Origin of the sequence: Streptomyces sp. NPDC012466 (assembly GCF_042955215.1) — a bacterium.
Lineage (GTDB): Bacteria > Actinomycetota > Actinomycetes > Streptomycetales > Streptomycetaceae > Streptomyces.
In genome coordinates this window covers 34,442-58,427 of record NZ_JBIBEQ010000003.1, presented here as the reverse complement: position 1 = coordinate 58,427, position 23,986 = coordinate 34,442, and the positions used below count along the sequence as shown (strand labels likewise).

The 23,986-nt window shown below is 69.0% G+C and carries 20 protein-coding genes and 6 tRNA genes; 14 read left to right on the top strand and 12 right to left on the bottom strand.

The window, feature by feature from the left end; genetic code table 11:
- Positions 1 to 123: 123 nt before the first annotated feature.
- From ACFY9E_RS12580 to ACFY9E_RS12570, 3 genes are all read right to left on the bottom strand, one after another.
- Positions 124 to 196, bottom strand: a tRNA-Gly gene (locus ACFY9E_RS12580).
- 81 nt (positions 197 to 277) lie between these two features.
- Positions 278 to 349, bottom strand: a tRNA-Gly gene (locus ACFY9E_RS12575).
- 133 nt (positions 350 to 482) lie between these two features.
- Positions 483 to 800: a histone-like nucleoid-structuring protein Lsr2 gene (locus ACFY9E_RS12570; RefSeq protein WP_390983649.1), complete on the bottom strand. Its 318-nt coding sequence runs from the start codon at positions 798 to 800 to the stop codon at positions 483 to 485.
- A gap of 322 nt (positions 801 to 1,122) precedes the next feature.
- Here ACFY9E_RS12570 and purS point away from each other — a divergent pair, with 322 nt between their 5' ends.
- The 9 genes from purS (at position 1,123) to purM (ending at position 10,129) form a co-directional block, all read left to right on the top strand.
- Complete coding sequence (gene purS / locus ACFY9E_RS12565; protein WP_006133353.1) at positions 1,123 to 1,386, top strand: phosphoribosylformylglycinamidine synthase subunit PurS; 264 nt, start codon at positions 1,123 to 1,125, stop codon at positions 1,384 to 1,386.
- The gene (gene purQ, locus ACFY9E_RS12560) at positions 1,383 to 2,063 is read left to right on the top strand and encodes a phosphoribosylformylglycinamidine synthase subunit PurQ (RefSeq protein WP_283974191.1); all 681 of its coding nucleotides are present in this window, start codon (positions 1,383 to 1,385) and stop codon (positions 2,061 to 2,063) included. The genes purS and purQ overlap by 4 nt, the downstream gene beginning before the upstream one ends.
- Positions 2,060 to 4,318, top strand: a complete 2,259-nt coding sequence (gene purL / locus ACFY9E_RS12555; RefSeq protein WP_390982202.1) for a phosphoribosylformylglycinamidine synthase subunit PurL — start codon at positions 2,060 to 2,062, stop codon at positions 4,316 to 4,318. Before purQ ends, purL begins: the two co-directional genes overlap by 4 nt.
- A 115-nt stretch (positions 4,319 to 4,433) precedes the next feature.
- Positions 4,434 to 4,934, top strand: coding sequence for a helix-turn-helix domain-containing protein (locus ACFY9E_RS12550; protein WP_390982199.1), 501 nt, complete (start codon positions 4,434 to 4,436; stop codon positions 4,932 to 4,934).
- Between the two features lie 29 nt (positions 4,935 to 4,963).
- Positions 4,964 to 5,797: a peptidoglycan DD-metalloendopeptidase family protein gene (locus tag ACFY9E_RS12545; protein WP_390982196.1), complete on the top strand. Its 834-nt coding sequence runs from the start codon at positions 4,964 to 4,966 to the stop codon at positions 5,795 to 5,797.
- A 5-nt stretch (positions 5,798 to 5,802) separates the two neighbouring features.
- Positions 5,803 to 6,600 (top strand): sterol carrier family protein, encoded by a 798-nt coding sequence (locus ACFY9E_RS12540; RefSeq protein WP_390982193.1) that lies wholly within the window; start codon positions 5,803 to 5,805, stop codon positions 6,598 to 6,600.
- A gap of 37 nt (positions 6,601 to 6,637) precedes the next feature.
- The gene (locus ACFY9E_RS12535) at positions 6,638 to 7,411 is read left to right on the top strand and encodes an META domain-containing protein (protein ID WP_390982190.1); all 774 of its coding nucleotides are present in this window, start codon (positions 6,638 to 6,640) and stop codon (positions 7,409 to 7,411) included.
- 63 nt (positions 7,412 to 7,474) lie between these two features.
- Positions 7,475 to 9,004, top strand: coding sequence for an amidophosphoribosyltransferase (gene purF / locus ACFY9E_RS12530; protein WP_390982188.1), 1,530 nt, complete (start codon positions 7,475 to 7,477; stop codon positions 9,002 to 9,004).
- Between the two features lie 45 nt (positions 9,005 to 9,049).
- Positions 9,050 to 10,129: a phosphoribosylformylglycinamidine cyclo-ligase gene (purM, locus tag ACFY9E_RS12525; protein WP_390982185.1), complete on the top strand. Its 1,080-nt coding sequence runs from the start codon at positions 9,050 to 9,052 to the stop codon at positions 10,127 to 10,129.
- An 83-nt stretch (positions 10,130 to 10,212) separates the two neighbouring features.
- Here the strand turns inward: purM and ACFY9E_RS12520 are convergent, their stop codons facing one another.
- Positions 10,213 to 10,458 (bottom strand): DUF3073 domain-containing protein, encoded by a 246-nt coding sequence (locus ACFY9E_RS12520; protein ID WP_053669978.1) that lies wholly within the window; start codon positions 10,456 to 10,458, stop codon positions 10,213 to 10,215.
- Positions 10,459 to 10,776: 318 nt separating this feature from the next.
- Positions 10,777 to 11,883: a Glu/Leu/Phe/Val dehydrogenase dimerization domain-containing protein gene (locus ACFY9E_RS12515; RefSeq protein ID WP_390982183.1), complete on the bottom strand. Its 1,107-nt coding sequence runs from the start codon at positions 11,881 to 11,883 to the stop codon at positions 10,777 to 10,779.
- A gap of 221 nt (positions 11,884 to 12,104) precedes the next feature.
- Here ACFY9E_RS12515 and ACFY9E_RS12510 point away from each other — a divergent pair, with 221 nt between their 5' ends.
- Positions 12,105 to 12,950 carry a hypothetical protein gene (locus ACFY9E_RS12510; RefSeq protein ID WP_390982180.1) on the top strand — a complete coding sequence of 282 codons (846 nt, stop codon included), beginning with the start codon at positions 12,105 to 12,107 and terminating at the stop codon, positions 12,948 to 12,950.
- 600 nt (positions 12,951 to 13,550) lie between these two features.
- Positions 13,551 to 13,757 carry a developmental transcriptional regulator BldC gene (bldC, locus tag ACFY9E_RS12505; protein ID WP_003949541.1) on the top strand — a complete coding sequence of 69 codons (207 nt, stop codon included), beginning with the start codon at positions 13,551 to 13,553 and terminating at the stop codon, positions 13,755 to 13,757.
- A 463-nt stretch (positions 13,758 to 14,220) separates the two neighbouring features.
- On the opposite strand, the gene ACFY9E_RS12500 is transcribed toward bldC, so the two are convergent.
- The 7 genes from ACFY9E_RS12500 to ACFY9E_RS12470 all read right to left on the bottom strand — a co-directional run bounded on the left by ACFY9E_RS12500 (position 14,221) and on the right by ACFY9E_RS12470 (position 20,989).
- Positions 14,221 to 14,412, bottom strand: a complete 192-nt coding sequence (locus ACFY9E_RS12500; RefSeq protein WP_390982175.1) for a DUF6274 family protein — start codon at positions 14,410 to 14,412, stop codon at positions 14,221 to 14,223.
- A gap of 155 nt (positions 14,413 to 14,567) precedes the next feature.
- Positions 14,568 to 14,642, bottom strand: a tRNA-Asp gene (locus ACFY9E_RS12495).
- Positions 14,643 to 14,736: 94 nt separating this feature from the next.
- On the bottom strand, positions 14,737 to 18,705 hold the full coding sequence (hrpA, locus tag ACFY9E_RS12490) for an ATP-dependent RNA helicase HrpA (RefSeq protein WP_390982172.1): 3,969 nt from the start codon (positions 18,703 to 18,705) through the stop codon (positions 14,737 to 14,739).
- 348 nt (positions 18,706 to 19,053) lie between these two features.
- A tRNA-Phe gene (locus ACFY9E_RS12485) sits at positions 19,054 to 19,127 on the bottom strand.
- A 24-nt stretch (positions 19,128 to 19,151) separates the two neighbouring features.
- Positions 19,152 to 19,226 (bottom strand) — tRNA-Asp (locus ACFY9E_RS12480).
- A 35-nt stretch (positions 19,227 to 19,261) separates the two neighbouring features.
- A tRNA-Glu gene (locus ACFY9E_RS12475) sits at positions 19,262 to 19,334 on the bottom strand.
- Between the two features lie 80 nt (positions 19,335 to 19,414).
- On the bottom strand, positions 19,415 to 20,989 hold the full coding sequence (locus tag ACFY9E_RS12470) for a metallophosphoesterase (protein WP_390982170.1): 1,575 nt from the start codon (positions 20,987 to 20,989) through the stop codon (positions 19,415 to 19,417).
- A gap of 83 nt (positions 20,990 to 21,072) precedes the next feature.
- Between ACFY9E_RS12470 and ACFY9E_RS12465 the strand changes: the two genes are divergently transcribed.
- The 3 genes from ACFY9E_RS12465 to ACFY9E_RS12455 form a co-directional block, all read left to right on the top strand.
- On the top strand, positions 21,073 to 21,423 hold the full coding sequence (locus ACFY9E_RS12465) for a metallopeptidase family protein (RefSeq protein WP_283974205.1): 351 nt from the start codon (positions 21,073 to 21,075) through the stop codon (positions 21,421 to 21,423).
- Between the two features lie 87 nt (positions 21,424 to 21,510).
- Positions 21,511 to 22,041: a hypothetical protein gene (locus ACFY9E_RS12460; protein ID WP_390982167.1), complete on the top strand. Its 531-nt coding sequence runs from the start codon at positions 21,511 to 21,513 to the stop codon at positions 22,039 to 22,041.
- Between the two features lie 330 nt (positions 22,042 to 22,371).
- On the top strand, positions 22,372 to 23,986 hold a 1,615-nt coding region (locus ACFY9E_RS12455), incomplete at its 3' end, for a DEAD/DEAH box helicase (RefSeq protein WP_390982164.1).

Genomic DNA, 23,986 nt, shown 5'->3' with positions numbered 1-23,986 from the left:
TCCCGGCGGCGCGGGCCGGGCAGCAGTGCGCGCTGTCATCACTCGGCATGACAAATGTCAGGCGGAGGCTCCGGGGGGTACGAAGAAGACCCCGGTCCTGAGGGACCGGGGTCTTCATTCCCGAGCGGACGACGAGGTTCGAACTCGCGACCTCAACCTTGGCAAGGTTGCGCTCTACCAACTGAGCTACGTCCGCATATGCTCCCGATCAGCTTTCACTGACCGGTGCGGGCACCAGCCTACCTGATCCACAAGAGTGGCCGGTACGGCGATGCAGAGCGGGTGACAGGAATCGCACACTGCGCCTTCCCCCTGGAAGGGGGATGTTCTACTACTGAACTACACCCGCATGTCTCCGTGAGCCGGGCCTTTCGGCCTCGCCCCTCGGCGTGCTCCAGACTCTAGCTGATCAGCCGGGGTGCTGCGCAAGTCGGTTGCCGCGAGGGGCGGGTGGCGGGCATCGGCCGGGGCCCGACGGGCCGTCACTGCGCGGCGCTGAACGCCTCGTAGACCTTCTTGGGGATGCGTCCGCGCGCGGGGACGTCCATCTTGTTGGCCTGGGCCCAGGCGCGCACGGCCGACGGGTCGGGGGCCACCTCCGTCTGCCGGTACGCCTTGCCCGAGCGGGACCGCTTGCGTCCGGCCTCCACGTAGGGCGCGAGCGCCTTCCGCAGTTCTCCGGCGTTGACTTCACTCAGGTCGATCTCGTACGACCTGCCGTCCAGTCCGAAGGCGATCGTTTCCGCCGCTTCCGAGCCGTCGATGTCGTCAAAGAGAGTGACCACGACCTTCTGCGCCACGAATATCGGTCCCTTCATGCGGCACTTTGCCAATTCATTTGTACAGTGCCTGGCAATACATTGTGAAGTCCGACTAAATCCTTCCGCGTGTCCAAAATCAAGAGGGAGCGGAGTGACTTCGCTGGAAGCGTGGTGGTGGGAGACGGGCGGGCGCAATAGGTTTTGGGTGTCGATCCGGGATCTTTCCCGAAAATTTCGTGTGTGGTCCCGTTGATGCGCGATCGTGATGACGGTCACGTAGTTTCCTACAAGTCGACGCGCGTAGAAATTTTGTGCGGGTAGTCTGAAGGGACCTGCTCAGCACCACACACCGGGAGTGCCAGTGGCACGCGTCGTAGTCGACGTCATGCTCAAGCCGGAGATCCTCGACCCCCAGGGCCAGGCGGTGCAGCGCGCACTGCCGCGGCTGGGATTCGAGGGGATCTCGGACGTCCGCCAGGGAAAGCGTTTCGAACTGGAAGTTGACGGGCCGGTCGACGAGGCCGCCCTCGCCCGCATTCACGATCTTGCGGAGTCCTTCCTCGCGAACACCGTGATCGAGGACTTCACGGTCCGGGTCGAGGAAGTCGCGGAGGCCGCGAAGTGACCGCTCGTATTGGCGTCGTCACTTTTCCCGGCAGTCTGGACGACCGCGACACCCAGCGCGCGATCCGCGTCGCCGGCGCCGAACCGGTCGCCCTCTGGCACAAGGACAAAGACCTCAAGCAGGTCGACGCCGTGGTGCTGTGCGGTGGATTCTCCTACGGCGACTATCTGCGCGCCGGGGCCATCGCCCGTTTCTCGCCGGTGATGGAGCCCCTGCTGGAGCAGGCCAAGGCCGGTCTTCCGGTGCTCGGCATCTGCAACGGCTTCCAGATCCTCACCGAGGCCCATCTGCTGCCGGGCACGATGCTCCGCAACAACCACCTGCACTTCATCTGCCGTGACCAGAAGCTGCGGGTGGAGAACGCCGAGACCTCCTGGACCACCGACTACTCGGCAGGCCAGGAGATCCACATCCCGCTGAAGAACAACGACGGGCAGTACGTCGCCGACGCGTACACGCTCGACGAGCTGGAGGCCGAGGGCCGCGTCGCCTTCCGCTACCTGGACTTCAACCCCAACGGCTCCCAGCGGGACATCGCCGGCGTCACCAACGAGGCCGGAAACGTGGTCGGCCTCATGCCGCACCCCGAGCACGCCGTCGAGCCGCTGATCGGCACCGGTCGCACCGACGGCCTCCCGTTCTTCACCTCGATCCTCAAGAAGCTGGTCAACGCATGAGCCGGACGCCTCTGGACACGGTCGAGCACGCGGCCGCGACCCCCGACGTCGAGCTGCCCTGGGCCGAACTGGGCCTGAAGAAGGACGAGTACGAGCGGGTCGTGGAGATCCTCGGCCGCCGGCCCACCGGGGCCGAGCTCGCCATGTACTCGGTGATGTGGTCGGAGCACTGCTCGTACAAGAGCAGCAAGGTGCACCTGCGCCAGTTCGGTGAGAAGGCCCCCGAGTCCGACGCGATGCTCGTCGGCATCGGCGAGAACGCCGGTGTCGTCGACGTCGGCCAGGGCTACGCGGTCACCTTCAAGGTCGAGTCGCACAACCACCCGTCGTACGTCGAGCCCTATCAGGGCGCGGCCACCGGTGTCGGCGGCATCGTCCGCGACATCATCGCCATGGGCGCCCGCCCGGTCGCGGTCGTCGACCCCCTGCGCTTCGGCGCGGCCGACCACCCCGACACCAAGCGGGTCCTGCCCGGCGTCGTCGCCGGCATCGGCGGCTACGGCAACTGCCTGGGTCTGCCCAACATCGGCGGCGAGGTCGTCTTCGACGCCTGCTACCAGGGCAACCCGCTGGTCAACGCCGGTGCCATCGGCGTCATGCGGCACGAGGACATCCACCTCGCCAAGGCGTCCGGCGCGGGCAACAAGGTCATCCTCTACGGGGCCCGGACCGGCGGTGACGGTATCGGCGGCGCGTCGATCCTGGCCTCCGAGACCTTCGACGACGCCAAGCCGTCGAAGCGCCCGGCCGTGCAGGTCGGCGACCCCTTCCAGGAGAAGCTCCTCATCGAGTGCACCCTGGAGGCCTTCGCGGAGAAGCTGGTCGTCGGCATCCAGGACCTCGGCGCGGCCGGCCTGTCCTGCGCCACCTCCGAGCTCGCCTCCAACGGCTCCGGCGGCATGCGCGTCACCCTGGACGACGTCCCGCTGCGCGACTCCACGCTCTCGCCCGAGGAGATCCTCATGAGCGAGTCGCAGGAGCGCATGTGCGCGGTCGTCGAGCCGGAGAAGGTCGACCGCTTCCTGGAGATCTGCGACAAGTGGGACGTCATCGCCACCGTCATCGGTGAGGTGACCGACGGCGACCGCCTGGAGATCTACTGGCACGGCGGCAAGATCGTCGACGTCGACCCGCGCACGGTCGCGCACGAGGGCCCGGTCTACGAGCGCCCCTACGCCCGCCCCTCCTGGCAGGACGAGCTCCAGGCCGACGACGCGAACAAGCTGCCGCGGCCGGCGACCTCCGAGGAGCTGAAGGACCAGGTCCTCAAGCTGGTCGGCTCCCCGAACCAGGCCTCCAAGTCCTGGATCACCAGCCAGTACGACCACTTCGTGCAGGGCAACACCGTCCTCGCCCAGCCCGAGGACTCCGGCATGATCCGGATCGACGAGGAGACCGGCCTCGGCGTGGCCATCGCCACGGACGGCAACGGCCGGTACGCCAAGCTCGACCCGTACCACGGCGCCCAGCTCGCGCTGGCGGAGGCGTACCGCAACGTCGCCACCACCGGGGCCAAGCCGCTGGCCGTCTCCGACTGCCTGAACTTCGGCTCGCCCGAGGACCCGGCGGTGATGTGGCAGTTCGCGGAGGCCGTGCGCGGTCTGGCGGACGCCTGCCAGCAGCTGGGCACCCCGGTCACCGGCGGCAACGTCTCGCTCTACAACCAGACGGGCGAGGCGGCCATCCACCCGACGCCGGTCGTCGCGGTGCTCGGCGTCATCGACGACGTGGCCCGCCGCACGCCCGTCGCCTTCCAGGAGGAGGGCCAGCTGCTCTACCTCCTCGGCGACACCCACGAGGAGTTCGGCGGCTCGGCCTGGTCGCAGGTGATCCACGACCACCTCGGCGGTCTGCCCCCGAAGGTCGACCTGGAGCGCGAGCGGCTGCTCGCCGAGATCCTGATCTCCGCCTCCCGCGACGGCATGATCGACTCCGCGCACGACCTGTCCGACGGCGGTCTGATCCAGGCGGTCGTCGAGTCGGCGCTGCTCGGGGAGAAGGGCGCCCGCCTGATCGTCCCGGACGGTCTGGACGCCTTCACCTTCCTGTTCTCCGAGTCGGCGGGCCGCGCGGTCGTGGCCGTGCCGCGCTCGGAGGAGCTCCGTTTCAACGACATGTGCGGTGCGCGGGGCCTGCCCGCCACCCGCATCGGTGTCGTCGACGGCGACACCGTGGACGTCCAGGGCGAGTTCGCGCTCACCCTGGCCGAGCTGCGCGAGACGCACGAGGGCACGATCCCGGCCCTGCTGAAGTAGGCAACCGCGCCGAAGCCCCCGTCCGGTCCGTCCGGGCGGGGGCCTCGCCGTGTCCGGACGGCTTTCCCGCGCCAGGGCGTTGCACGAAATTACGTACTTCCGTAATCTCTGGGGCATGGATCTGGAACAACGCGTCGCCGACCTCGAACGCCGCCTGGCGGAACTGGAGGGCGACCGGCGCCCCGGCCCCCGTATCGACGGCGGCGACTTCTGGGCCCTGAACGGGCTCAAGGAACAGCTCTCCGGCGCGGGCATCGCCGACGGAGGCGTCCTCTACACCGGCTCCGTACGGCTGCCGACCGGCGAGGAGTACGCCTGGCAGATGACGGCCCTCACGGAGGACCTCCTGGACGCCGACGGGACGGTGGCCGCCGAGTCCTTCGCGGCGCTCGGCCACCCCGTCCGGCTCCGGCTGCTGCGCGAGATCATCGGCGGCCGCCGCACCGCCGCAGAACTCGCCGAGCTGGACGAGGTCGGCACGACCGGCCAGATCTACCACCACCTGAGCCGGCTCACCGGCACGGGCTGGCTGCACACGACAGGCCGCGGCCGCTACGAGGTGCCGCCGGCCCGGGTCGTCCCGCTGCTGGTGGCACTGGCGACGGCCCGCCCATAAACGAACAGGCAGACGAACAGGGGGACAGGATGTCCGTACGCAAGCTCGGGATGGTCACCTCCCGGGTTCTCCAGCTGCTCTTCATCGGCCTGGTGATCGCCCACGTCTGCCTGGACTGGGACCACCCCGTCCTGTGGAATCTGCTGCCGCTGGTGCTCGCGTACGCCGTCGTCACCGTCGCCAACCGGTGGGGCGGCGCCCCGGACAGCCCTCGGGTGGCCCGCGCGCCCGTCGAGGTCGCCCCGCCCGTCACCGGCCGCTGGTCCGCGCTGAACAGCCCGGCGGACCGCACCCCGAGCCACGGCATCCACGCCCACGGCCAGACCTACGCCATCGACGTCCTGGCCGAACCCGCGCCGGGTGCCCGCCCCGCCTTCCACTGGCTGTGGCCGCTCGCCCGCCGCCCCCAGGACTTCCCCGCCTATGGCGCCCCGATCCTCGCGGTCGCCGACGCCACGGTCGTACGGGCCCGTGACGGACAGCGCGACCACCTCAGCCGCACCTCCCTGCCCGGGCTGCTGTATCTGATGCTGGTCGAGGGCTCCGTGCGCGAGCTGTGCGGCACCCGGCACATCCTCGGCAACCACGTCGTCCTCGATCTCGGCGACGGCACCTACGCCGCCTACGCCCACCTGCGGCGCGGCAGCCTCACCGTCCGCGAGGGCGACCGGGTCCACGCCGGGCAGCCGATCGCCCGCTGCGGCAACTCCGGCAACTCCTCCGAGCCGCACCTGCACTTCCAGCTGATGGACGCCCCCGACCCGGACGCGGCCCGGGGCGTCCCCTTCACCTGGCGCGGGATCGGCCTCCCCCGCAACGGGGAGACCTTCGAAGCGCCCGCCGCGACGCCCGCCCTAGGCTGACCCCCATGCCACCGGCCAAGAAGCGCACCCGCAGCTACGACCCCGCCAAGATCCGCACGGCGGTGCTCGCCCAGTTCGGGAACGTACGGCAGGCCGTCCACACCCTCGCCCCCGAGCAGCTGGCGCTGCCGACCCGGCTCGGCGACTGGACGGTCCGGGAACTCGCGGCCCACATGACCATGGCCGTGGAGACCGTCAGCCGCAACCTCGACCGCGAGGAGCCCGCCGAAGCGGAGCTCACCCTCCTCGACTGGCCCTTCGCCACCGCCGCCCGGGCCGCCGACATCGACGACGGCACCCGGCGGCTCGCCGAGGCCAACCCCGACCTCGACACCCTGTACGCGGCGACCGCCGAGCGCCTGGCCGGGAAACTCGCGGACGCCCCGGGCAGCCGTGTCCTCGCCACGCGCACGGGTGCCATGACCCTCGCCGACTACCTGGTCACCCGCACCGTCGAACTCGTCGTCCACACCGACGACCTCAACGCCGCCGTCCCCGGCCTGGACATCCCCTACGACCGTCAGGCCCTGGCCGCCTGCACCCGGCTGCTGGCCGACGCGCTCGCCGCGAAGGCGCCCGGCGGGTCGACGGAAGTGAGGGTGCCGCCGTACGCCGTCGTGCAGTGCGTGGAGGGGCCGAGGCACACCCGGGGCACCCCGCCCAACGTCGTCGAGACGGACCCGCTGACCTGGATCCGGCTGGCGACCGGCCGGCTCGCCTGGGCCCAGGCGCTGAAGGACGCCGAGGTCAGCGCCAGCGGGGAGCGGGCGGACCTGTCGGTCTACCTGCCCCTGATGAAATAAGGGGAACCGATCCCCCCGGGTCGCCCGTCGAAGTGGCATGGACAGGCAGAAGCAGCGCATGACCCTGACGGCCGCCGCCATGCTCGTCCCGCTCATGGCGGCCTGCGGCAGTGAGAAGGCGGACGGCGGCAGCGGCTCGGTCGGTGCCGGGAAGCCGGTCACCGGTGTGCGGTGGAGCGTGGACAGCGTCACCACGGACGGCAGGACGCAGAAGGCCCCCACCGGCGCCCATGTGACCATCGACAAGGGCCGGGCGGAGGGCAGCTTCGGCTGCAACGACTTCAGCGCCGAGGCCACCGTCGACGGCGACCGCGTCCGGCTGGGCAAGACCAGGTCCACCCAGATGGCCTGCGAGAACAAGCCCATGGCCTTCGAGACGCGCCTCGCGCGCGCCCTGTCCGGCCAGGAGCTGAAGGCGAAGGTGGACGGCGACCGCCTCACCCTCACCACCGCCCGGGGCGCCACCGTCCGCCTGACCGAGGCGAAGGACGCCCCGCTGGCCGGCACCGAGTGGACCTTCACGACCCCGAGGGCGGACGGCCGGGCCCACCTCACCTTCGACCTGAAGAAGGGCACCGTCTCCGGCAGCCTCGGCTGCAACGAGGTGAACGCCAAGGCCACGGTCCGCGACGGCCATATCACCCTCGGCCCCCCTGCCACGACCCGAATGATGTGCGAAGACTCACTCATGGCCGACGAGAAGACCCTGCTGCGTCTTTTCGACGGGAAGCCCGAGTACCGAGTGGATCACCAAACCCTCACGCTGACCAGCGAAAACGGTACGCGTGTGCAGGCGGTCGCCGAGCGGTGATCCACCGGAAAGTCCGGTATCCCCAATTCGGACCAGTGGTCGACCTCGCCTACACTCGGAGGCGTGCCACGTGGTGACGGACGACTCAACCACGACCTGCTCCCCGGTGAGAAGGGCCCCCAGGACGCTTGTGGCGTCTTCGGTGTCTGGGCTCCGGGTGAAGAGGTCGCCAAGCTCACGTACTTCGGGCTCTACGCCCTCCAGCATCGAGGCCAGGAATCCGCGGGAATCGCGGTCAGCAACGGCTCACAGATCCTCGTCTTCAAGGACATGGGCCTGGTTTCCCAGGTCTTCGACGAAACCTCCCTCGGTTCGCTCCAGGGTCACATCGCGGTCGGACACGCCCGCTACTCGACCACCGGTGCCTCCGTCTGGGAGAACGCCCAGCCGACGTTCCGTGCCACCGGGCACGGATCCATCGCGCTCGGCCACAACGGCAACCTCGTCAACACCGCCCAGCTCGCCGAGATGGTGGCCGACCTGCCCAAGCAGGAAGGCGGCCGCACCCCGCGCGTCGCGGCGACCAACGACACCGACCTGCTCACCGCGCTCCTCGCGGCCCAGGTCGACGAGGACGGCAAGCCGCTGACCATCGAGGAGGCCGCCCCTGTGGTCCTCCCTCAGGTCAAGGGCGCGTTCTCGCTCGTCTTCATGAACGAGCACACCCTGTACGCGGCCCGCGACCCGCAGGGCATCCGCCCGCTGGTCCTCGGCCGCCTGGAGCGCGGCTGGGTCGTCGCCTCCGAGTCCGCCGCCCTCGACATCTGCGGCGCCAGTTACGTCCGCGAGATCGAGCCGGGCGAGTTCGTCGCCATCGACGAGAACGGCCTGCGCACCTCCCGATTCGCGGACGCGAAGCCCAAGGGCTGTGTCTTCGAGTACGTGTACCTGGCCCGCCCGGACACCGACATCGCCGGCCGGAACGTGTACCTCTCCCGCGTGGAGATGGGCCGCAAGCTGGCGAAGGAGGCCCCGGTCGAGGCCGACCTCGTCATAGCGACCCCGGAGTCCGGCACGCCCGCGGCGATCGGCTACGCGGAGGCCTCCGGCATCCCGTTCGGCGCCGGCCTCGTCAAGAACGCCTACGTCGGCCGGACGTTCATCCAGCCCTCGCAGACCATCCGCCAGCTGGGCATCCGCCTGAAGCTGAACCCGCTGAAGGAAGTCATCAAGGGCAAGCGCCTGGTCGTCGTCGACGACTCGATCGTGCGCGGCAACACCCAGCGGGCCCTGGTCCGCATGCTCCGCGAGGCGGGCGCCGCCGAGGTCCACATCCGGATCTCCTCGCCGCCCGTGAAGTGGCCCTGCTTCTTCGGCATCGACTTCGCCACCCGCGCCGAGCTCATCGCCAACGGCATGACGATCGACGAGATCGGCACCTCCCTGGGCGCCGACTCCCTGGCCTACATCTCCATCGACGGCATGATCGAGGCGACCACCATCGCCAAGCCGAACCTGTGCCGTGCCTGCTTCGACGGCGAGTACCCGATGGAGCTCCCCGACCCGGAGCTGCTCGGCAAGCAGCTGCTGGAGACGGAGCTGGCCGCCGGCCCGGCCGCCACGGCCGCAGCCGACGCGATCCGCCGCCCGTAGACGGCCCGTAACACCTGCCGTACGACACGAAGGTTCTCTTTAGCCATGTCCGAGAAACCCCATGCCGAGGGCGGCGCCAGCTACGCAGCCGCGGGCGTCGACATCGAAGCGGGCGACCGCGCCGTCGAACTGATGAAGGAGTGGGTGAAGAAGGCCCAGCGCCCCGAGGTCCTCGGCGGCCTCGGCGGCTTCGCCGGCCTCTTCGACGCCTCCGCCCTGAAGAACTACGAGCGGCCCCTGCTCGCCTCCGCCACTGACGGCGTCGGCACCAAGGTCGACATCGCCCGCCAGCTGGGCGTCTACGACACCATCGGCCACGACCTGGTCGCCATGGTCATGGACGACATCGTGGTGTGCGGCGCCGAGCCCCTGTTCATGACCGACTACATCTGCGTCGGCAAGGTCCACCCCGAGCGGGTCGCCGCCATCGTCAAGGGCATCGCCGAGGGCTGTGTGCTGGCCGGCTGCGCCCTGGTCGGCGGCGAGACGGCCGAGCACCCGGGCCTGCTCGGCGAGGACGACTTCGACGTCGCCGGCGCGGGCACGGGCGTCGTGGAGGCCGACCGGCTGCTCGGCGCGGATCGCATCCGTACGGGTGACGCGGTGATCGCCATGGCGTCCTCCGGTCTTCACTCGAACGGGTACTCCCTCGTCCGGCACGTGCTGCTGAACCAGGCCGGCCTGGCCCTGGACGCGCACATCGAGGAGCTCGGCCGCACCCTCGGCGAGGAGCTGCTGGAGCCCACGAAGATCTACTCGCTGGACTGCCTGGCCCTGATGCGCACCACCGAGGTGCACGCCTTCAGCCACGTCACCGGCGGCGGACTCGCGGCCAACCTCGCCCGGGTCGTCCCGGACGAGCTGCACGCCGTCGTGGACCGCTCCACGTGGACGCCGGCCCCGATCTTCGACCTCGTCGGCCGTACAGGCAGCGTCGAGCGCCTGGAGCTCGAGAAGACCCTGAACATGGGCGTCGGCATGATCGCGATCGTGCCGCAGGAATCCGTGGACGTGGCCCTGACGGCCCTCGCCGACCGTGGCGTGGACGCCTGGGTGGCCGGAGAGATCACGAACCGGGGCGAGCACACCACTGGTGCCGCCCTGATCGGTGACTACGCGAGCTGAGGCACGGGGTTCGTGACCCTGCAAGCAGCACAGAACCCGGTCGGTGACCGAAGTCACCGACCGGGTACGTGCTCAGTGCAAGGTCAAGCGCCGCGACGATGCTGCGAGGACTGGCCGTCCTCGTCGTCGTCGTCCTCGTAGAGGTCGGCGTACCGTGCGTACAGGTCGTCGTCCTCATCGTCTTCGAACGGCTCGCCGTTAGGCGGCTGCGGATTCGAAGGCGATGCACCCAGCTCCTCGGCCAGGCGTGAGAGGTCAGTCCCACCGCTGTTGTACTTCAGCTGGCGGGCGACCTTCGTCTGCTTGGCCTTGGCCCGGCCGCGCCCCATGGCTCGACCCCCTCAACGACGGGGCTCGACGGCCCCAGAGTCTTGACACGCGTTCATGGTCCGGCACGGACTCTCCGCGGAGAGACCGGTCCGTAGGGCTTCCACGGTACCTGAGCCCGCGCCCATACGGTACGTCGCCCGCATGACGTGCCCGCGCCCAGGACCTTCGAGGCGCCCCGTCCTCGCTGGTCAACCGCGATTTTAACCACTTATCGGCGGTCGACCCGCCGGTAGAAGTGAGAGTTCTCTCTAACTGCCCACCGGCGGGTACCGGCCAAACGTGCGAGACACACGTGATCGGTCCCGCACCGGACCGGGTCAGCGCGCCCGCCGGGCCAGGGCCGCGTCGTGCATCCGCTGCTCGGCGATCCGGTCGGCCGCGGCGGCCGGCGGAATGCCGTCCTCCTTCGCACGTGCGAATATGGCCAGCGTGGTGTCGAAGATCTTCGACGCCTTCGCCTTGCACCGGTCGAAGTCGAAGCCGTGCAGCTCGTCGGCGACCTGGATGACACCGCCGGCGTTCACCACGTAGTCCGGCGCGTAGAGGATCCCGCGGTCGGCGAGGTCCTTCTCCACGCCCGGGTGGGCGAGCTGGTTGTTGGCGGCACCGCAGACCACCTTGGCGGTGAGCGCGGGCACGGTGTCGTCGTTCAGGGCCCCGCCGAGCGCGCACGGGGCGTAGATGTCGAGGCCCTCGGCGCGGATCAGCGTGGCGGTGTCGGCGACGGCCGTCACGCCCGTCGGGTGCGCCGCGAGGATCCGCCCCACGGCGTCCTCGCGCACGTCGGTGATGACGACCTCGGCGCCCTCCGCCCGCAGGTGCTCCACCAGGTGGTGGCCGACCTTGCCGACACCGGCGATGCCGACCCGCTTCCCGCGCAGCGAGGGGTCGCCCCACAGATGCTGCGCGGAGGCACGCATGCCCTGGTAGACGCCGTAGGCGGTGAGGACCGAGGAGTCCCCCGCGCCGCCGTTCTCGGGGGAGCGACCGGTCGTCCAGCGGCACTCGCGCGCCACGACGTCCATGTCGGCGACGTACGTGCCGACATCGCAGGCGGTGACGTACCGGCCGCCGAGCGAGGCGACGAAACGGCCGTAGGCGAGGAGCAGCTCCTCGGTCTTGACGCGCTCCGGGTCGCCGATGATCACGGCCTTGCCGCCGCCGTGGTCGAGACCGGCCATGGCGTTCTTGTACGACATCCCGCGGGCGAGGTTCAGCGCGTCGGCGACGGCCTCGGCCTCGTTCGCGTACGGGTAGAAGCGCGTACCGCCGAGCGCGGGGCCCAGGGCGGTGGAGTGGAGGGCGATGACGGCCTTGAGGCCGCTCGCGCGGTCCTGGCAGAGCACGACTTGCTCATGTCCGCCCTGGTCCGAGTGGAACAGGGTGTGCAGTACATCAGCAGGTGCGCCGGTTACGTCGGTCACTGTGGTGACTCCTGTGTAGTTGCGGCGGGCGGAGACCAGCTCCCGTGCGGGTGGCGGGGCTGTTGGGCACGAGATTAGAGCCTGGTGGGCCCCCTGACCGCACAGTGCACAGGATCACCTCCGACCGGAGTACACCCGTGCGACGATTTGCATAGATTTCCCGCGCGATCGTGAGTGGGTTCCGCAGGTTTTCGCGGCGGTGCGCGGGGGAGGGAGCAGGCGTGCCCAAGGTGACCTCGCTGATCGTCCCCTACGCGACCTACCTGCGCGTGTACGAACCGCTGGCCGCCTTCCCCGAGCCGGAGCGCAGCCAGTGGGCCCGCTACGCCCGCCGTACGGACCGCCCCTCGTACCAGGACGAACTGCGCCGGGCCCTGGCCGACTTGGCCCCCACCCCGCCGGTCCCGGTGCCGGTGCACGAGAGCGAGGACGCCTTCGTGCTCGAGGTCGACGGTGTCGTCTGCGTCTGCCCCTGGCGCACCCGGCTGCGTGGCTGGCTCGCCCTGGACGAGCTCTCCGAGGAGCTCCCGCCGCCGGTCACGGACGCGGTCCTGCCGCCCGTCCTGCGGCGCCAGGCGGCTCAGGACTACGAGCGCTGGCTGTCGATCAACCCGGACGCCCGGCCGTGGATCCGTACCGCCACCTGGCAGGTGCCGATCAACTGGTTCGTGCTGGTCTCCGACGAGGAGCGCGAGTACGACAAGGGCGCCTCGGCCGACAGCCCGCCCGTGCTGCGCTACCGCACCCCCATGGTGCAGGCCCGGCGGCGGGTGGCCCGGGGCCTGCGCGCCCTGCGGGAGGCCATGGACGAGGGGCCGCTGATCGACGGGCTGATGGACGTCGGGCGCTGGCTGGAGGAGTTCCACCCGCGCTCGCTGGTGGAGCTGGACTACGGCGGCCTGGTGCACGCGGTGCCGGCCGGGGCGCTGGAGGACGACCACTCCGCCGCGGATGTGGCCGAGGGCATCGCCGCGCTGCGCCGGGGCGACGGGGCCGCCGCGGGGGAGGCGTACGCCCGGCTCGTGGAGCGCTGGCGTTCCGTACGGGATCTGCGGTCGGCCAACTGACCCCTGACCTTGATGTCCGTGCGGACCGCTCGCCGTCGGTAACGAACTGACGTTTGACGAACCGCCCGATTTGGGGTTTCGTCCTCGCACCGAGTTCCTGAAGCGGGCTGTGCGTCTTCTGAGGCGTCGTCAAACAAGGGACGTAGGGACCGATCCGGGCAGACCTCTCAAGCAGGCCAAGCGTGACGGACTACACGTACGAGGCTCTTGCGTCCCTTGCCCCTCCTCATGCCAAAATAGGACAAGGAGTCCGGGGAGGGCTCCTTCCGTCCCGTGGTGCTGCACTATGGGCGGAATCTCAGCATTGCACGCTTTGGGGGGTCTGGTGACTTCCTGATCACCCTGTGACTGATCGTCACAGCGGTGTGACTGTCCGCTATGGCATGGTCCATCGGCTTCCGTCGCTGATGAACACCTGGAGGGGCAATTCCATCGGTTTGGCCGACGCGGCTGGACAGATGGTGTAGTTGTAGTGCCGAGGACAAGCCGTTCGTCCTATAACCGACTCGACTCGCGTCCGCCATTTCGGGCAACGCGGGTCAAGGTGCAGAATTTAGAGGAAAGAACCGAGAAGGTTCGGTTCTCCCGAGGAGGCCGCTCATGACCGCTCGCACCCCTGATGCCGAGCCGCTGCTGACCCCGGCTGAGGTCGCCACGATGTTCCGCGTCGACCCCAAGACGGTCACGCGGTGGGCGAAGGCCGGCAAGCTCACGTCGATCCGCACGCTCGGCGGGCATCGGCGCTACCGCGAGGCCGAGGTCCGCGCTCTGCTCGCGGGCATCCCGCAGCAGCGCAGCGAGGCCTGAACAACTGAATAACCGGGCAAACCGGCTGGTTCCCCCAACTGGCCGCGACGTCCGGAACCACAGCTCCACACGACGCGGGACCTGCCCCAACAGGCCCCACGCCCAAGCCAGTCAGAGCTTTCCAGGCATATAACAGGGTGCGTCGTCGATCGCGCTGGACTCCGCCGGGTCCAGCGCGATCTTTTTTGTGCGCCCCCGGTCGGTCCGCCGGCGCTGCTGTGAGCGGCCTTGTAGGGGCCTGGGGAGGGGTGTCGGATCCCCTGTGCGGGACGCCCCGGTCAGGGTGCAATTGCACATATTAAATTGACCCTTTGTAGGCGGGGCGTAAGTACCGCACTTTCCAAAACTCATGCAGTGACACCCGTCACATACCAAGCGGCTTGTTAGCCCTGCCGCAGGTGCGGTAGAGAAGCCTCCCGCCTCAGCGGCCCCTGCCCCAGCGGGTGTTGGGACAGCACGTCGATCAAGCGGGAGCCGGGCTCTCGTCCTCCCGGGCCGGAGCCGGGGCCTGAACGGCGCGCGGCGCGGACTCCATCGCCAGCCGCAGCAGATGGTGGCAGATCGGGCAGTGCCGCGTGAGGTGCCGGTACGACGACGCGGCCGACAGGTGCGCGCGAAGCAGAGCCCGCGTCTCGTGCCTGACCGCTGCCGCCATACGCCACCTCCAGAAGGCCGCACAGGGAACGGCCCTGGTTCTGGGGTACCGACGGAATGAGGGGGCGTCAAGACGGCGTTGGCGGCCCAGAGGGCTGACCCGAGGGTCAGGGCATGCAAAAGAGCCCGGATCCGAAGATCCGGGCTCTTGTCACGCGGTCCTGACGGGATTTGAACCCGCGGCCTCCACCTTGACAGGGTGGCGAGCACTCCAAACTGCTCCACAGGACCAGGTTTCGCGGCGCCATTCGTGCGTTGCGCTGCGAGAAGAGACTCTACAGGAGGGTGAGCCCCGGGCGCGAACTCACCCTGCGTGCCCGTGCCGTTACGGCGCCGCCGCGTCGATCGCCTTCACGATCCGCTTGTCGGAGACCGGGTACGCCGTGCCCAGCGCGTGGGCGAAATAGCTGACCCGGAGCTCCTCGATCATCCAGCGGATGTCCCGGACCGACGACGGCACCGGCCGGCCCTGCGGCATCTGCTCCAGGAGCCAGGCGTACTCGTCCTGCATCTCGTGGACCTTCTGCATCCGCGTCGTGTCCCGCTGGACGTTCGTCGGCATCTGCTGCAGACGCCGGTCGGCCGCCACCAGATAGCGCATCAGATCCGGCATGCGCCGCACCCCCGCCTCCGTCACGAAACCCGGCTTCACGAGGGCGTCCAGCTGCCCCCGCACGTCCTGGAGATTCGGCAGCAGCGCGGGGCTGCGCACGGCCTTCAGACGCCGCTCACACGCCTGCCAAGCGGCCAGCACCTGCTGCACCTGCCCCACCGTACGCACGGTCGTGTCGACGATCTCGGCACGCACCTTGTCATACAGCTTCCGGTACGACTCCTCGTCCCACGCCGGCCCCCCGAAGTCCCCGATCAGCTTGTCCGCGGCGGCCATCGCACAGTCGTCGAACAGACCCTGGATGGAACCGTGCGGATTCGCGGACAGCGCCAGCTTCTGCGCGTTCGTCAGCTTCTGCGAGGCGAACTTCGCCGGATTCACCGGAATGTTGCGCAGGATGAGCCGCCGCGTGCCCTTCCACATGGCCAGCGCCTGCTCCGCCTCCGTGTCGAACAGCCGCACGGACACCGTGTCACCGTCGTCGACCAGCGCCGGAAACGCCTTCACCGGCTGACCGGCCCGGCGCGTCTCGAAGACACGGGTCAGAGCACCGATCGTCCAGTCCGTCAGACCCGAACGCTCCAAGGACTCGCCCCCGGAGCGCTCGGCCGTCGCCGCGGCCGCCTGCGAGAGAGCCTTACGGGCCTTCGGGCGCAACCTCAGCTTCAGCGCCTCCAGATCCTTGTCCTCGGCCAGCTTGCGACGCCGCTCGTCAACGATCCGGAACGTGACCTTCAGATGGTCGGGGACCTTGGACAGATCGAAATCGTCCGCCTCGAAGGGCACACCCACCATGAGCCTCAGCTCGCGGGTCATGGTCGTGGTCAGAGGCTCCTGAAGCGGAACGGACCTGTCCAGGAACGCCCTCGCGAAGTTGGGCGCCGGGACGTAGTTCCGGCGGATCGGCTTGGGCAGGGACCGGATCAACTCCGTGACCAGCTCCTCCCTGAGACCCGGGATCTGCCAGTCGAAACCCTCGTCCGTCACCTGGTTGAGCACCTGCAACGGGATGTGCACCGTCACACCGTCGGCATCCGCACCCGGCTCGAACTGGTACGTCACCCGGAACTTCAAGTTCCCCTGACGCCACGAGTCCGGATAGTCGGCCTTGGTGACCTCACCCGCCTTCTCGTTGATGAGCATCTCGCGCTCGAAATCGAGGAAGTCGGGCCGCTCATGCCGCTTGTGCTTCCACCAGGAGTCGAAATGCGCACCCGAGACGACATGTTCGGGGATCCGCTGGTCGTAGAAGTCGAACAGCGTCTCGTCATCGACCAGGATGTCCCGGCGCCGGGCCCGGTGCTCCAGCTCCTCGACCTCCGTCAGAAGACGCCGGTTGTCCGAGAAGAACTTGTGGTGCGTGCGCCAGTCACCCTCGACCAGCGCGTTCCGGATGAACAGCTCACGGCTGATCTCCGCATCGATCCGCCCGTAGTTGACCTTCCGCTGCGCCACGATCGGCACGCCGTACAGCGTCACCTTCTCGTACGCCATCACCGCGGCCTGGTCCTTCTCCCAGTGCGGCTCACTGTAGGTGCGCTTGACGAGGTGGGCGGCGAGCGGCTCGACCCACTCGGGCTCGATCCTGGCGTTGACGCGCGCCCACAGACGGGAGGTCTCGACCAGCTCGGCGGACATCACGAAACGCGGCGGCTTCTTGAAGAGGGCCGAGCCGGGGAAGATCGCGAACTTGGCGTTCCGCGCACCCAGATACTCGTTCTTCCCGGTGCTTCTCCCACCCTCTCCCCCGGCGTCCTTCACGTCCTTCATGCCGATGTGCGACAACAGGCCGGCCAGAAGGGAGAGATGGATGCGGTCGGCCGGGGCGTCGTCCTCGTTGAGGTGGATGCCCATCTGCTTCGCGACCGTGCGCAACTGCGTATAGATGTCCTGCCATTCGCGGATGCGAAGGAAATTCAGGTACTCCTGCTTGCACATCCGGCGGAAGGACGACGAACCCCGCTCCTTCTGCTGCTCACGGATGTAACGCCACAGGTTCAGATAGGCCAGGAAATCACTGGTCTCGTCCCTGAAGCGGGCATGCTGCTGATCGGCCTGGGTCTGCTTGTCGGCGGGCCGCTCACGCGGATCCTGAATCGACAGCGCGGCCGCTATGACCATCACCTCACGCGCACAGCCGTTCCTGTCCGCCTCCAGCACCATCCGGGCCAACCGCGGGTCGACGGGCAGCTGAGCCAGCTTGCGACCGGTCTCCGTGAGCCGCTTGCGCGGGTCCTTCTGCGCCGGATCGAGAGCGTTCAGCTCCTGAAGCAGCTGAACACCATCACGGATGTTGCGATGGTCCGGCGGATCGATGAAGGGAAACTTCTCGATGTCACCCAGGCCGGCCGCCGTCATCTGCAGAATCACGGAGGCGAGATTCGTCCGGAGGATCTCCGCATCCGTGAACTCCGGACGGGCGTTGAAATCGTCCTCGCTGTACAGCCGGATGCAGATACCGTCCGATGTACGGCCGCAACGGCCCTTTCGCTGGTTGGCACTGGCCTGCGAGACCGGCTCGATGGGCAGCCGCTGCACCTTCGTGCGGTGACTGTAACGGGAGATCCGGGCGAAACCCGGATCGATGACGTACTTGATGCCCGGAACCGTCAGCGACGTCTCCGCCACGTTCGTGGCCAGAACGATCCTGCGGCCCGTGTGCGGCTGGAAGACACGATGCTGCTCCGCATGGGACAGCCGGGCATACAGCGGCAGGATCTCCGTGAACCGGTAGTTCTTCTTGGTCAGCGCGTCCGCCGTGTCCCTGATCTCCCGCTCACCCGAGAGGAAGACCAGGATGTCGCCCTTCCCCTCCCTCTGGAGCTCCTCCACGGCATCGGTGATCGCGGTGATCTGGTCCCGGTCGGCGTCGTCACCGTCCTCCTCCAGAAGCGGCCGGTAACGAACCTCCACGGGGTACGTACGGCCACTGACCTCGATGATCGGCGCGTCACCGAAATGCCGCGAGAAGCGCTCGGGATCGATCGTCGCCGAGGTGATGACGACCTTGAGGTCAGGCCGCTTCGGCAACAGCTGAGCGAGATAGCCCAACAGGAAGTCGATGTTGAGAGACCGCTCGTGGGCCTCGTCGATGATGATCGTGTCGTACGCGCGCAGCTCGCGGTCGGTCTGGATCTCGGCAAGCAGGATGCCGTCCGTCATCAGCTTGACGAACGTGGCGTCCGGATCGACCTGGTCGGTGAAACGGACCTTCCAGCCGACGGCCCCGCCGAGCGGAGTGTCCAGCTCCTCGGCCACACGCTCGGCGACGGTGCGGGCGGCGATCCTTCGCGGCTGCGTGTGGCCGATCATGCCGCGTACGCCCCGGCCGAGCTCCATGCAGATCTTGGGGATCTGCGTGGTCTTGCCCGAGCCGGTCTCACCGGCGACGATCACGACCTGATGGTCGCGAATCGCCGCCGCGATGTCGTCCTTCTTCTGGCTGACCGGCAGCTGCTCGGGATACGTGACCTCCGGCACGAGGGCACGCCGCCCGGCCATCCGCTCCTCGGCCCTGCCCACCTCCGCCTCGATCTCGGCGAGCACGGCGGCCCGCGCCTCCGGCTTACGGATCTTGCGCGCACCTTCGAGCCTGCGCCCGAGCCGGTGCGCGTCGCGCAGGGACAGCTCGGTCAGGCGGGGGGCGAGGGCGCCGAGGGCGGGGGCAGGGTGCGTAGACATACGCGATCCAGGATCTCATCCCCCGCAAAACAGAGGCGAACGGATTTCGACCGGCAGGAAGACGATCTTCGCGCGCACGACCGAGCAGTCATTCGATCGAGTGATCGGAGATCGGTCACCAGACCAGCGACGCCTGCGAAGCCCACGTCGGCAACGTCAAGCCGGAAACCTCGGCAGGCCCGGCCCAAACACTTTCGCGGAACCGGCCGACACAGGCCGTGTCGTGCGGGAACTGCGGCTTCGTTGAGCACGCGGACCTGAACGCCTCCCACGTCATCGCCGGCCGCGGCTGGTGGGCCTGGGTCCACATACAACAAGGCCCCGATCCGGGGATCGGGGCCTTAGCTGTGGCTGGGGCCGGGGTCGAACCGGCGACCTATCGCTTTTCAGGCGATCGCTCGTACCAACTGAGCTACCCAGCCACGAGGTTTCACGTGAAACCTCAGCGGTCCTGACGGGATTTGAACCCGCGGCCTCCACCTTGACAGGGTGGCGAGCACTCCAAACTGCTCCACAGGACCAAGCTTCGTACGACAGTGTCGCACAGGGTGGTGCGTGCCCCCAACGGGATTCGAACCCGTGCTACCGCCTTGAAAGGGCGGCGTCCTAGGCCGCTAGACGATGAGGGCTATCGGCCCGCCTGGGCGCTTCTCAGCGCGTCGGGGACGTGAGAAGCATATGGGATGGCGGGAGCTATCGCCAAAACGGTTTAGGGGGAGGCCGACGGCGTGCCCTCCGGCGGGGTGCTGGGGGACTGGCTCGCGCCGGGCTGGTTCTCCTTCGGGAGGTGGCGGCTGACCTCGGCTGTCGTGAGGCCGAGGCCGCCCAGTTCGATCTCGTCCCAGGCCTGGAGATGGCGGGTGCCCCGGTCGAAATAGAGGATCGACGCCTCGATGGGGTCGGGGTGTTTGCCCTCGATGGCGCGCAGGCCGCTGCCGCCTGTGGAGCCTTCGATGCGGAGGCGGGTGCCGTAGGGCAGGACCTCCATCTCGTCGTGGTGGAGGTGGCCTGCCAGGACCAGGGGGACCTCGCCGTCGACCTCGCGGGCGGCGGAGGGTTCGTGGGCGATGGCGATGTCGACCGGGGTGCCGGCTGCGCTCTGGTCACGGAGGGCTGTGGCCAGGCGGGCGCCGGCGAGTTCCTGGGATTGTTCGGCGCCTGTCTGCTGCGTGCGGTCGGGGGTGAACTGGGGGTCGCCGATGCCCGCGAAGCGCAGGCCCTTGATCGTCTTGGCTTTGGCGTCGTCCAGGACGTGGACGTTCTTCAGCTTCTGCATGTAGCGCTGGGTGGTCATCGAGTCGTGGTTGCCGCGGACCCAGACGTAGGGGGCGCCGAGGTCTTCGATGGGGTCCAGGAAGCCGTTCTCGGCGGCTGTGCCGTGGTCCATCGTGTCGCCGGAGTCGACGATGACGTCGACCTTGTACTGCTCCACGAGCGAGGCGATGATCTTCCAGCTCGCCGGGTTGAGGTGGATGTCGGAGACGTGCAGGACCCGGATGGTGGAGGGGTCGGGCGCGTAGGCGGGGAGTGTCGAGGTGGCGTCGTAGAGCTTGGTCACGTTGGTGACCAGGCGGGCCAATTCCTTCTGGTAGACGTCGAATTCGGTGACGATGTTGCGGGCGTTGCCGACCAGGGAGGGGGCGGAGGTGAGCAGGCCGGAGAACTTGGGTTCCAGGACGGAGTCGGGGCGCCAGGTGGCGTAGGCGGTGGCGCCCGAGGCGGCGAGGAGGGTGAGGGCGAGGCCGCCGGCGGCGAGGGCGCGGCGGGGGCGGCGGTAGACGGCGAGGCCGAGGGCGGTGGCTCCGGCGACGACGGCGACGCTGGAGCGGAGGGCGAGGTCGAGGGTGCCGTGGCCGACGTCCTGGGTGACCTCGTTCTGGAGGCCGGAGAGGCGTTCGGGGTGGTCGACGAGGGCTTGGGAGCGGTCGGGGTCGAGCTGGTCGACGTTGACGTCGAGGCGGACGGGGGCGATGTGGCTGTCGAGCTCGAGGGCGCCGAGGGGCGAAATGTTGATTTTGGTGCCGCCGGTGAAGGAGGGGCGGAGGGTCATGGTGGTGTTCATGGGGCCGACCGGGACGCGGACGTTGCCGACGGCGAGGAGTCCCAGCCAGGCGCCGAGGAGGACGACGGTCACGAGTCCTGCTGCGCGGGTCCAGGGGTGTGGCTGTGCCACGAGCTCGATGGTGGCGGGTGCCTGGCGTGAGCGGTAGTGGCGGGTCAGGGCGCGCGGGCCCTTGAGGATCGGGTTCAGGACGCTCCGGACTGCGGCGGGGACGCGGGCCATTGGTCGCGTATGCCCAAGTGTGCGGGTGGATATGCGGGGCCGGAGGGCTCTCGTGTGGCGGGGTGGTGGCCGACAATGGGCGTGTGCTGGAGATGACGCGTGAGGAGTTCGAGGAGCTGGTCGCCGAGGCGCTGGACCGGATTCCGCCGGAGTTGATGCGGTTGATGGACAACGTCGCGGTGTTCGTCGAGGACGAGCCGCCGGCGGATGATCCCGAGCTGCTCGGGTTGTACGAGGGGACTCCGTTGACTGATCGGGGGGAGTGGTACGCCGGTGTGTTGCCGGACCGGATCACGATCTACCGGAATCCGACGTTGCGGATGTGTGAGTCGCGGGAGGACGTCGTCGCGGAGACGGAGATCACCGTGGTGCATGAGATCGCGCATCACTTCGGGATCGACGACGCGCGTCTTCACGCTCTGGGCTACGGCTGACCGGGTTGTGAATGCGGGGCGCGTGTCCTCTTGTGGGCGGGGGGAGTTGGAGGTGTTGACTCCATCGCCCCTTCCGGAGGTGGCCCCGTGCGCCCCTTGTACGTACCCGTCCGACTGGCCGTCACGGTCGTGGCGGTCGCCGCTGCCGCCGGCTGTATGAGTGTCGGCGACGATGACGCGGGCGGGAGCGTGAAGCCGTCGCATTCCGCCGGTCGGCGGGGTGGTGAGGCGCCCGACGGTGGGCCGGCGGTTTCGGGTGGCGGTGGGTTCGGCGCGGCGGGTGCCGAGGGCGAGCGGGGGCGTGGCAAGGGGAAGAAGGACGGGAAGGGCAAGGGGGGCGGGGTGCGGGGGTCGGCGTCCCCCGGGGCGTCGCCGAGCGCTGATGCGAGTCCGTCCGTGCCGGGGCGCGACAGGCCGGGGAAGCCGTCGCGGCCGACGCCGAGGCCGCCGGTGCCGCCGACGCCCACGCGGACGGTCGAGCCGGAGCCGACGCCGACGCCGCCGGAGCCGACGGTTTCGCCGGAGCCGACGCCGGAGCCGTCCTCGTCGGCGCATGAGCCGCCGGGGCCGCAGCTGGCGCAGCGGGAGCCGGCGCCGGAGGCGGGGTCACCGGCGTGAGGCGGGGGTGTGCTGAGGGGGCGGGAAGTCGGTGGGCCGGGGCGGGAACATTTCCGGCTGGGGGGTGGTTGGAGCTTTCGGGTGGCCGTTCGGTCGACGGAGGGTGGCCCGCTGTCTCCTGCGCGGTCCGGTTTGCCTTACGGGGCCCGGAGTGCGTATGGTGGCAGATCGTTTGATCCCATCTTGCCCGGCGCCACTGCAGAGCGCGCCGTGTGGCGCGTACTCTCCCTTGCCGTGGTGGACCGCATTGAGGCGGTCGTATTGCGAATCGCGAATCACGGAGTTGACGGGCGCGTGCCGACTTGAGACTCCGGAAGGTTTCGCATTCGCATGTCCATCGCCAGTACTGATCACGTCGTCGTGCCCGAGAACGAGGCAATCGAGGACGCCCCCGAGGCCACGTTCGCGGACCTCGGCCTTCCCGAAGGCGTTGTGCGCAAGCTCGCGCAGAACGGCGTGACCACCCCCTTCCCCATCCAGGCCGCCACCATCCCGGACGCCCTGGCCGGCAAGGACATCCTCGGCCGTGGCCGCACGGGCTCCGGCAAGACCCTGTCGTTCGGTCTGCCGACTCTGGCCACGCTGGCCGGTGGCCGTACCGAGAAGCACAAGCCGCGTGCCGTCATCCTGACGCCGACGCGTGAGCTGGCCATGCAGGTCGCCGACGCGTTGCAGCCCTACGGCGACGTCCTCGGCCTGAAGATGAAGGTCGTCTGCGGCGGTACGTCGATGGGCAACCAGATCTACGCCCTGGAGCGTGGTGTCGACGTGCTGGTCGCCACTCCGGGCCGGCTGCGGGACATCATCAACCGTGGTGCCTGTTCGCTGGAGAACGTGCAGATCGCCGTTCTGGACGAGGCCGACCAGATGTCGGACCTGGGCTTCCTGCCCGAGGTCACCGAGCTGCTCGACCAGATTCCGGCCGGTGGCCAGCGCATGCTGTTCTCGGCCACGATGGAGAACGAGATCTCCACGCTGGTCAAGCGCTACCTGACCGACCCGGTCACGCACGAGGTCGACAGCGCCCAGGGCAACGTGACGACCATGTCGCACCACATCCTCATCGTGAAGCCCAAGGACAAGGCGCCGGTCACTGCCGCGATCGCCTCCCGCAAGGGCCGCACGATCATCTTCGTCCGCACCCAGCTGGGCGCCGACCGTATCGCCGAGCAGTTGTGCGACTCCGGTGTGAAGGCCGACGCGTTGCACGGCGGTATGACGCAGGGCGCGCGTACCCGTGTGCTGGAGGACTTCAAGAAGGGTTACGTCAACGCGCTCGTCGCGACGGACGTCGCCGCGCGCGGTATCCACGTCGACGGCATCGACCTGGTCCTGAACGTGGACCCGGCCGGTGACCACAAGGACTACCTGCACCGGGCGGGCCGCACCGCGCGTGCCGGGCGTACGGGCACGGTCGTGTCCCTGTCGCTGCCGCACCAGCGGCGTCAGATCTTCCGGCTGATGGAGGACGCGGGCGTCGACGCCTCGCGTCACATCATTCAGGGTGCCGGCGCGTTCGACCCGGAGGTCGCCGAGATCACCGGTGCCCGTTCGATGACCGAGGTTCAGGCCGAGTCGGTGGGCAATGCCGCGCAGCAGGCCGAGCGTGAGGTCGCCCAGCTCGCCAAGGAGCTGGAGCGGGCGCAGCGGCGTGCGAACGAGCTGCGCGAGGAGGCCGACCGTCTGGTCGCCCGGGTCGCCCGCGAGCAGGGTGAGGACCCGGAGGCCGCGGTGGCCGAGGCGCAGGCGGCGGTGGTGGCCGCGGCGGCCGAGGTGTCCGTGCCGGAGCAGCCGGTGGCGCAGGACGTCGACCGGGCGGACCGGGACGACCGTGGTGGGCGTTCGTACGAGCGTCGTGACGACAGTCGTGGTGGCGGTTTCCGCCGGGACGACCGTCGTGATGACAACCGTGGTGGTGGCCGTTCCTTCGAGCGTCGTGACGACC

Excerpts from the sequence above, each read along its gene's own strand:
- ACFY9E_RS12545 (WP_390982196.1), top strand. The coding sequence starts at position 4,964 with ATGTCCGTACGCAAGCTCGGGATGGTCACCTCCCGGGTTCTCCAGCTG.
- purL (WP_390982202.1), top strand. The coding sequence starts at position 2,060 with ATGAGCCGGACGCCTCTGGACACGGTCGAGCACGCGGCCGCGACCCCC.
- ACFY9E_RS12535 (WP_390982190.1), top strand. The coding sequence starts at position 6,638 with ATGGACAGGCAGAAGCAGCGCATGACCCTGACGGCCGCCGCCATGCTC.
- ACFY9E_RS12550 (WP_390982199.1), top strand. The coding sequence starts at position 4,434 with ATGGATCTGGAACAACGCGTCGCCGACCTCGAACGCCGCCTGGCGGAA.
- ACFY9E_RS12520 (WP_053669978.1), bottom strand. The coding sequence starts at position 10,458 with ATGGGGCGCGGCCGGGCCAAGGCCAAGCAGACGAAGGTCGCCCGCCAG.
- purM (WP_390982185.1), top strand. The coding sequence starts at position 9,050 with ATGTCCGAGAAACCCCATGCCGAGGGCGGCGCCAGCTACGCAGCCGCG.
- ACFY9E_RS12500 (WP_390982175.1), bottom strand. The coding sequence starts at position 14,412 with ATGGCGGCAGCGGTCAGGCACGAGACGCGGGCTCTGCTTCGCGCGCAC.
- ACFY9E_RS12470 (WP_390982170.1), bottom strand. The coding sequence starts at position 20,989 with ATGGCCCGCGTCCCCGCCGCAGTCCGGAGCGTCCTGAACCCGATCCTC.
- bldC (WP_003949541.1), top strand. The coding sequence starts at position 13,551 with ATGACCGCTCGCACCCCTGATGCCGAGCCGCTGCTGACCCCGGCTGAG.
- ACFY9E_RS12540 (WP_390982193.1), top strand. The coding sequence starts at position 5,803 with ATGCCACCGGCCAAGAAGCGCACCCGCAGCTACGACCCCGCCAAGATC.
- hrpA (WP_390982172.1), bottom strand. The coding sequence starts at position 18,705 with ATGTCTACGCACCCTGCCCCCGCCCTCGGCGCCCTCGCCCCCCGCCTG.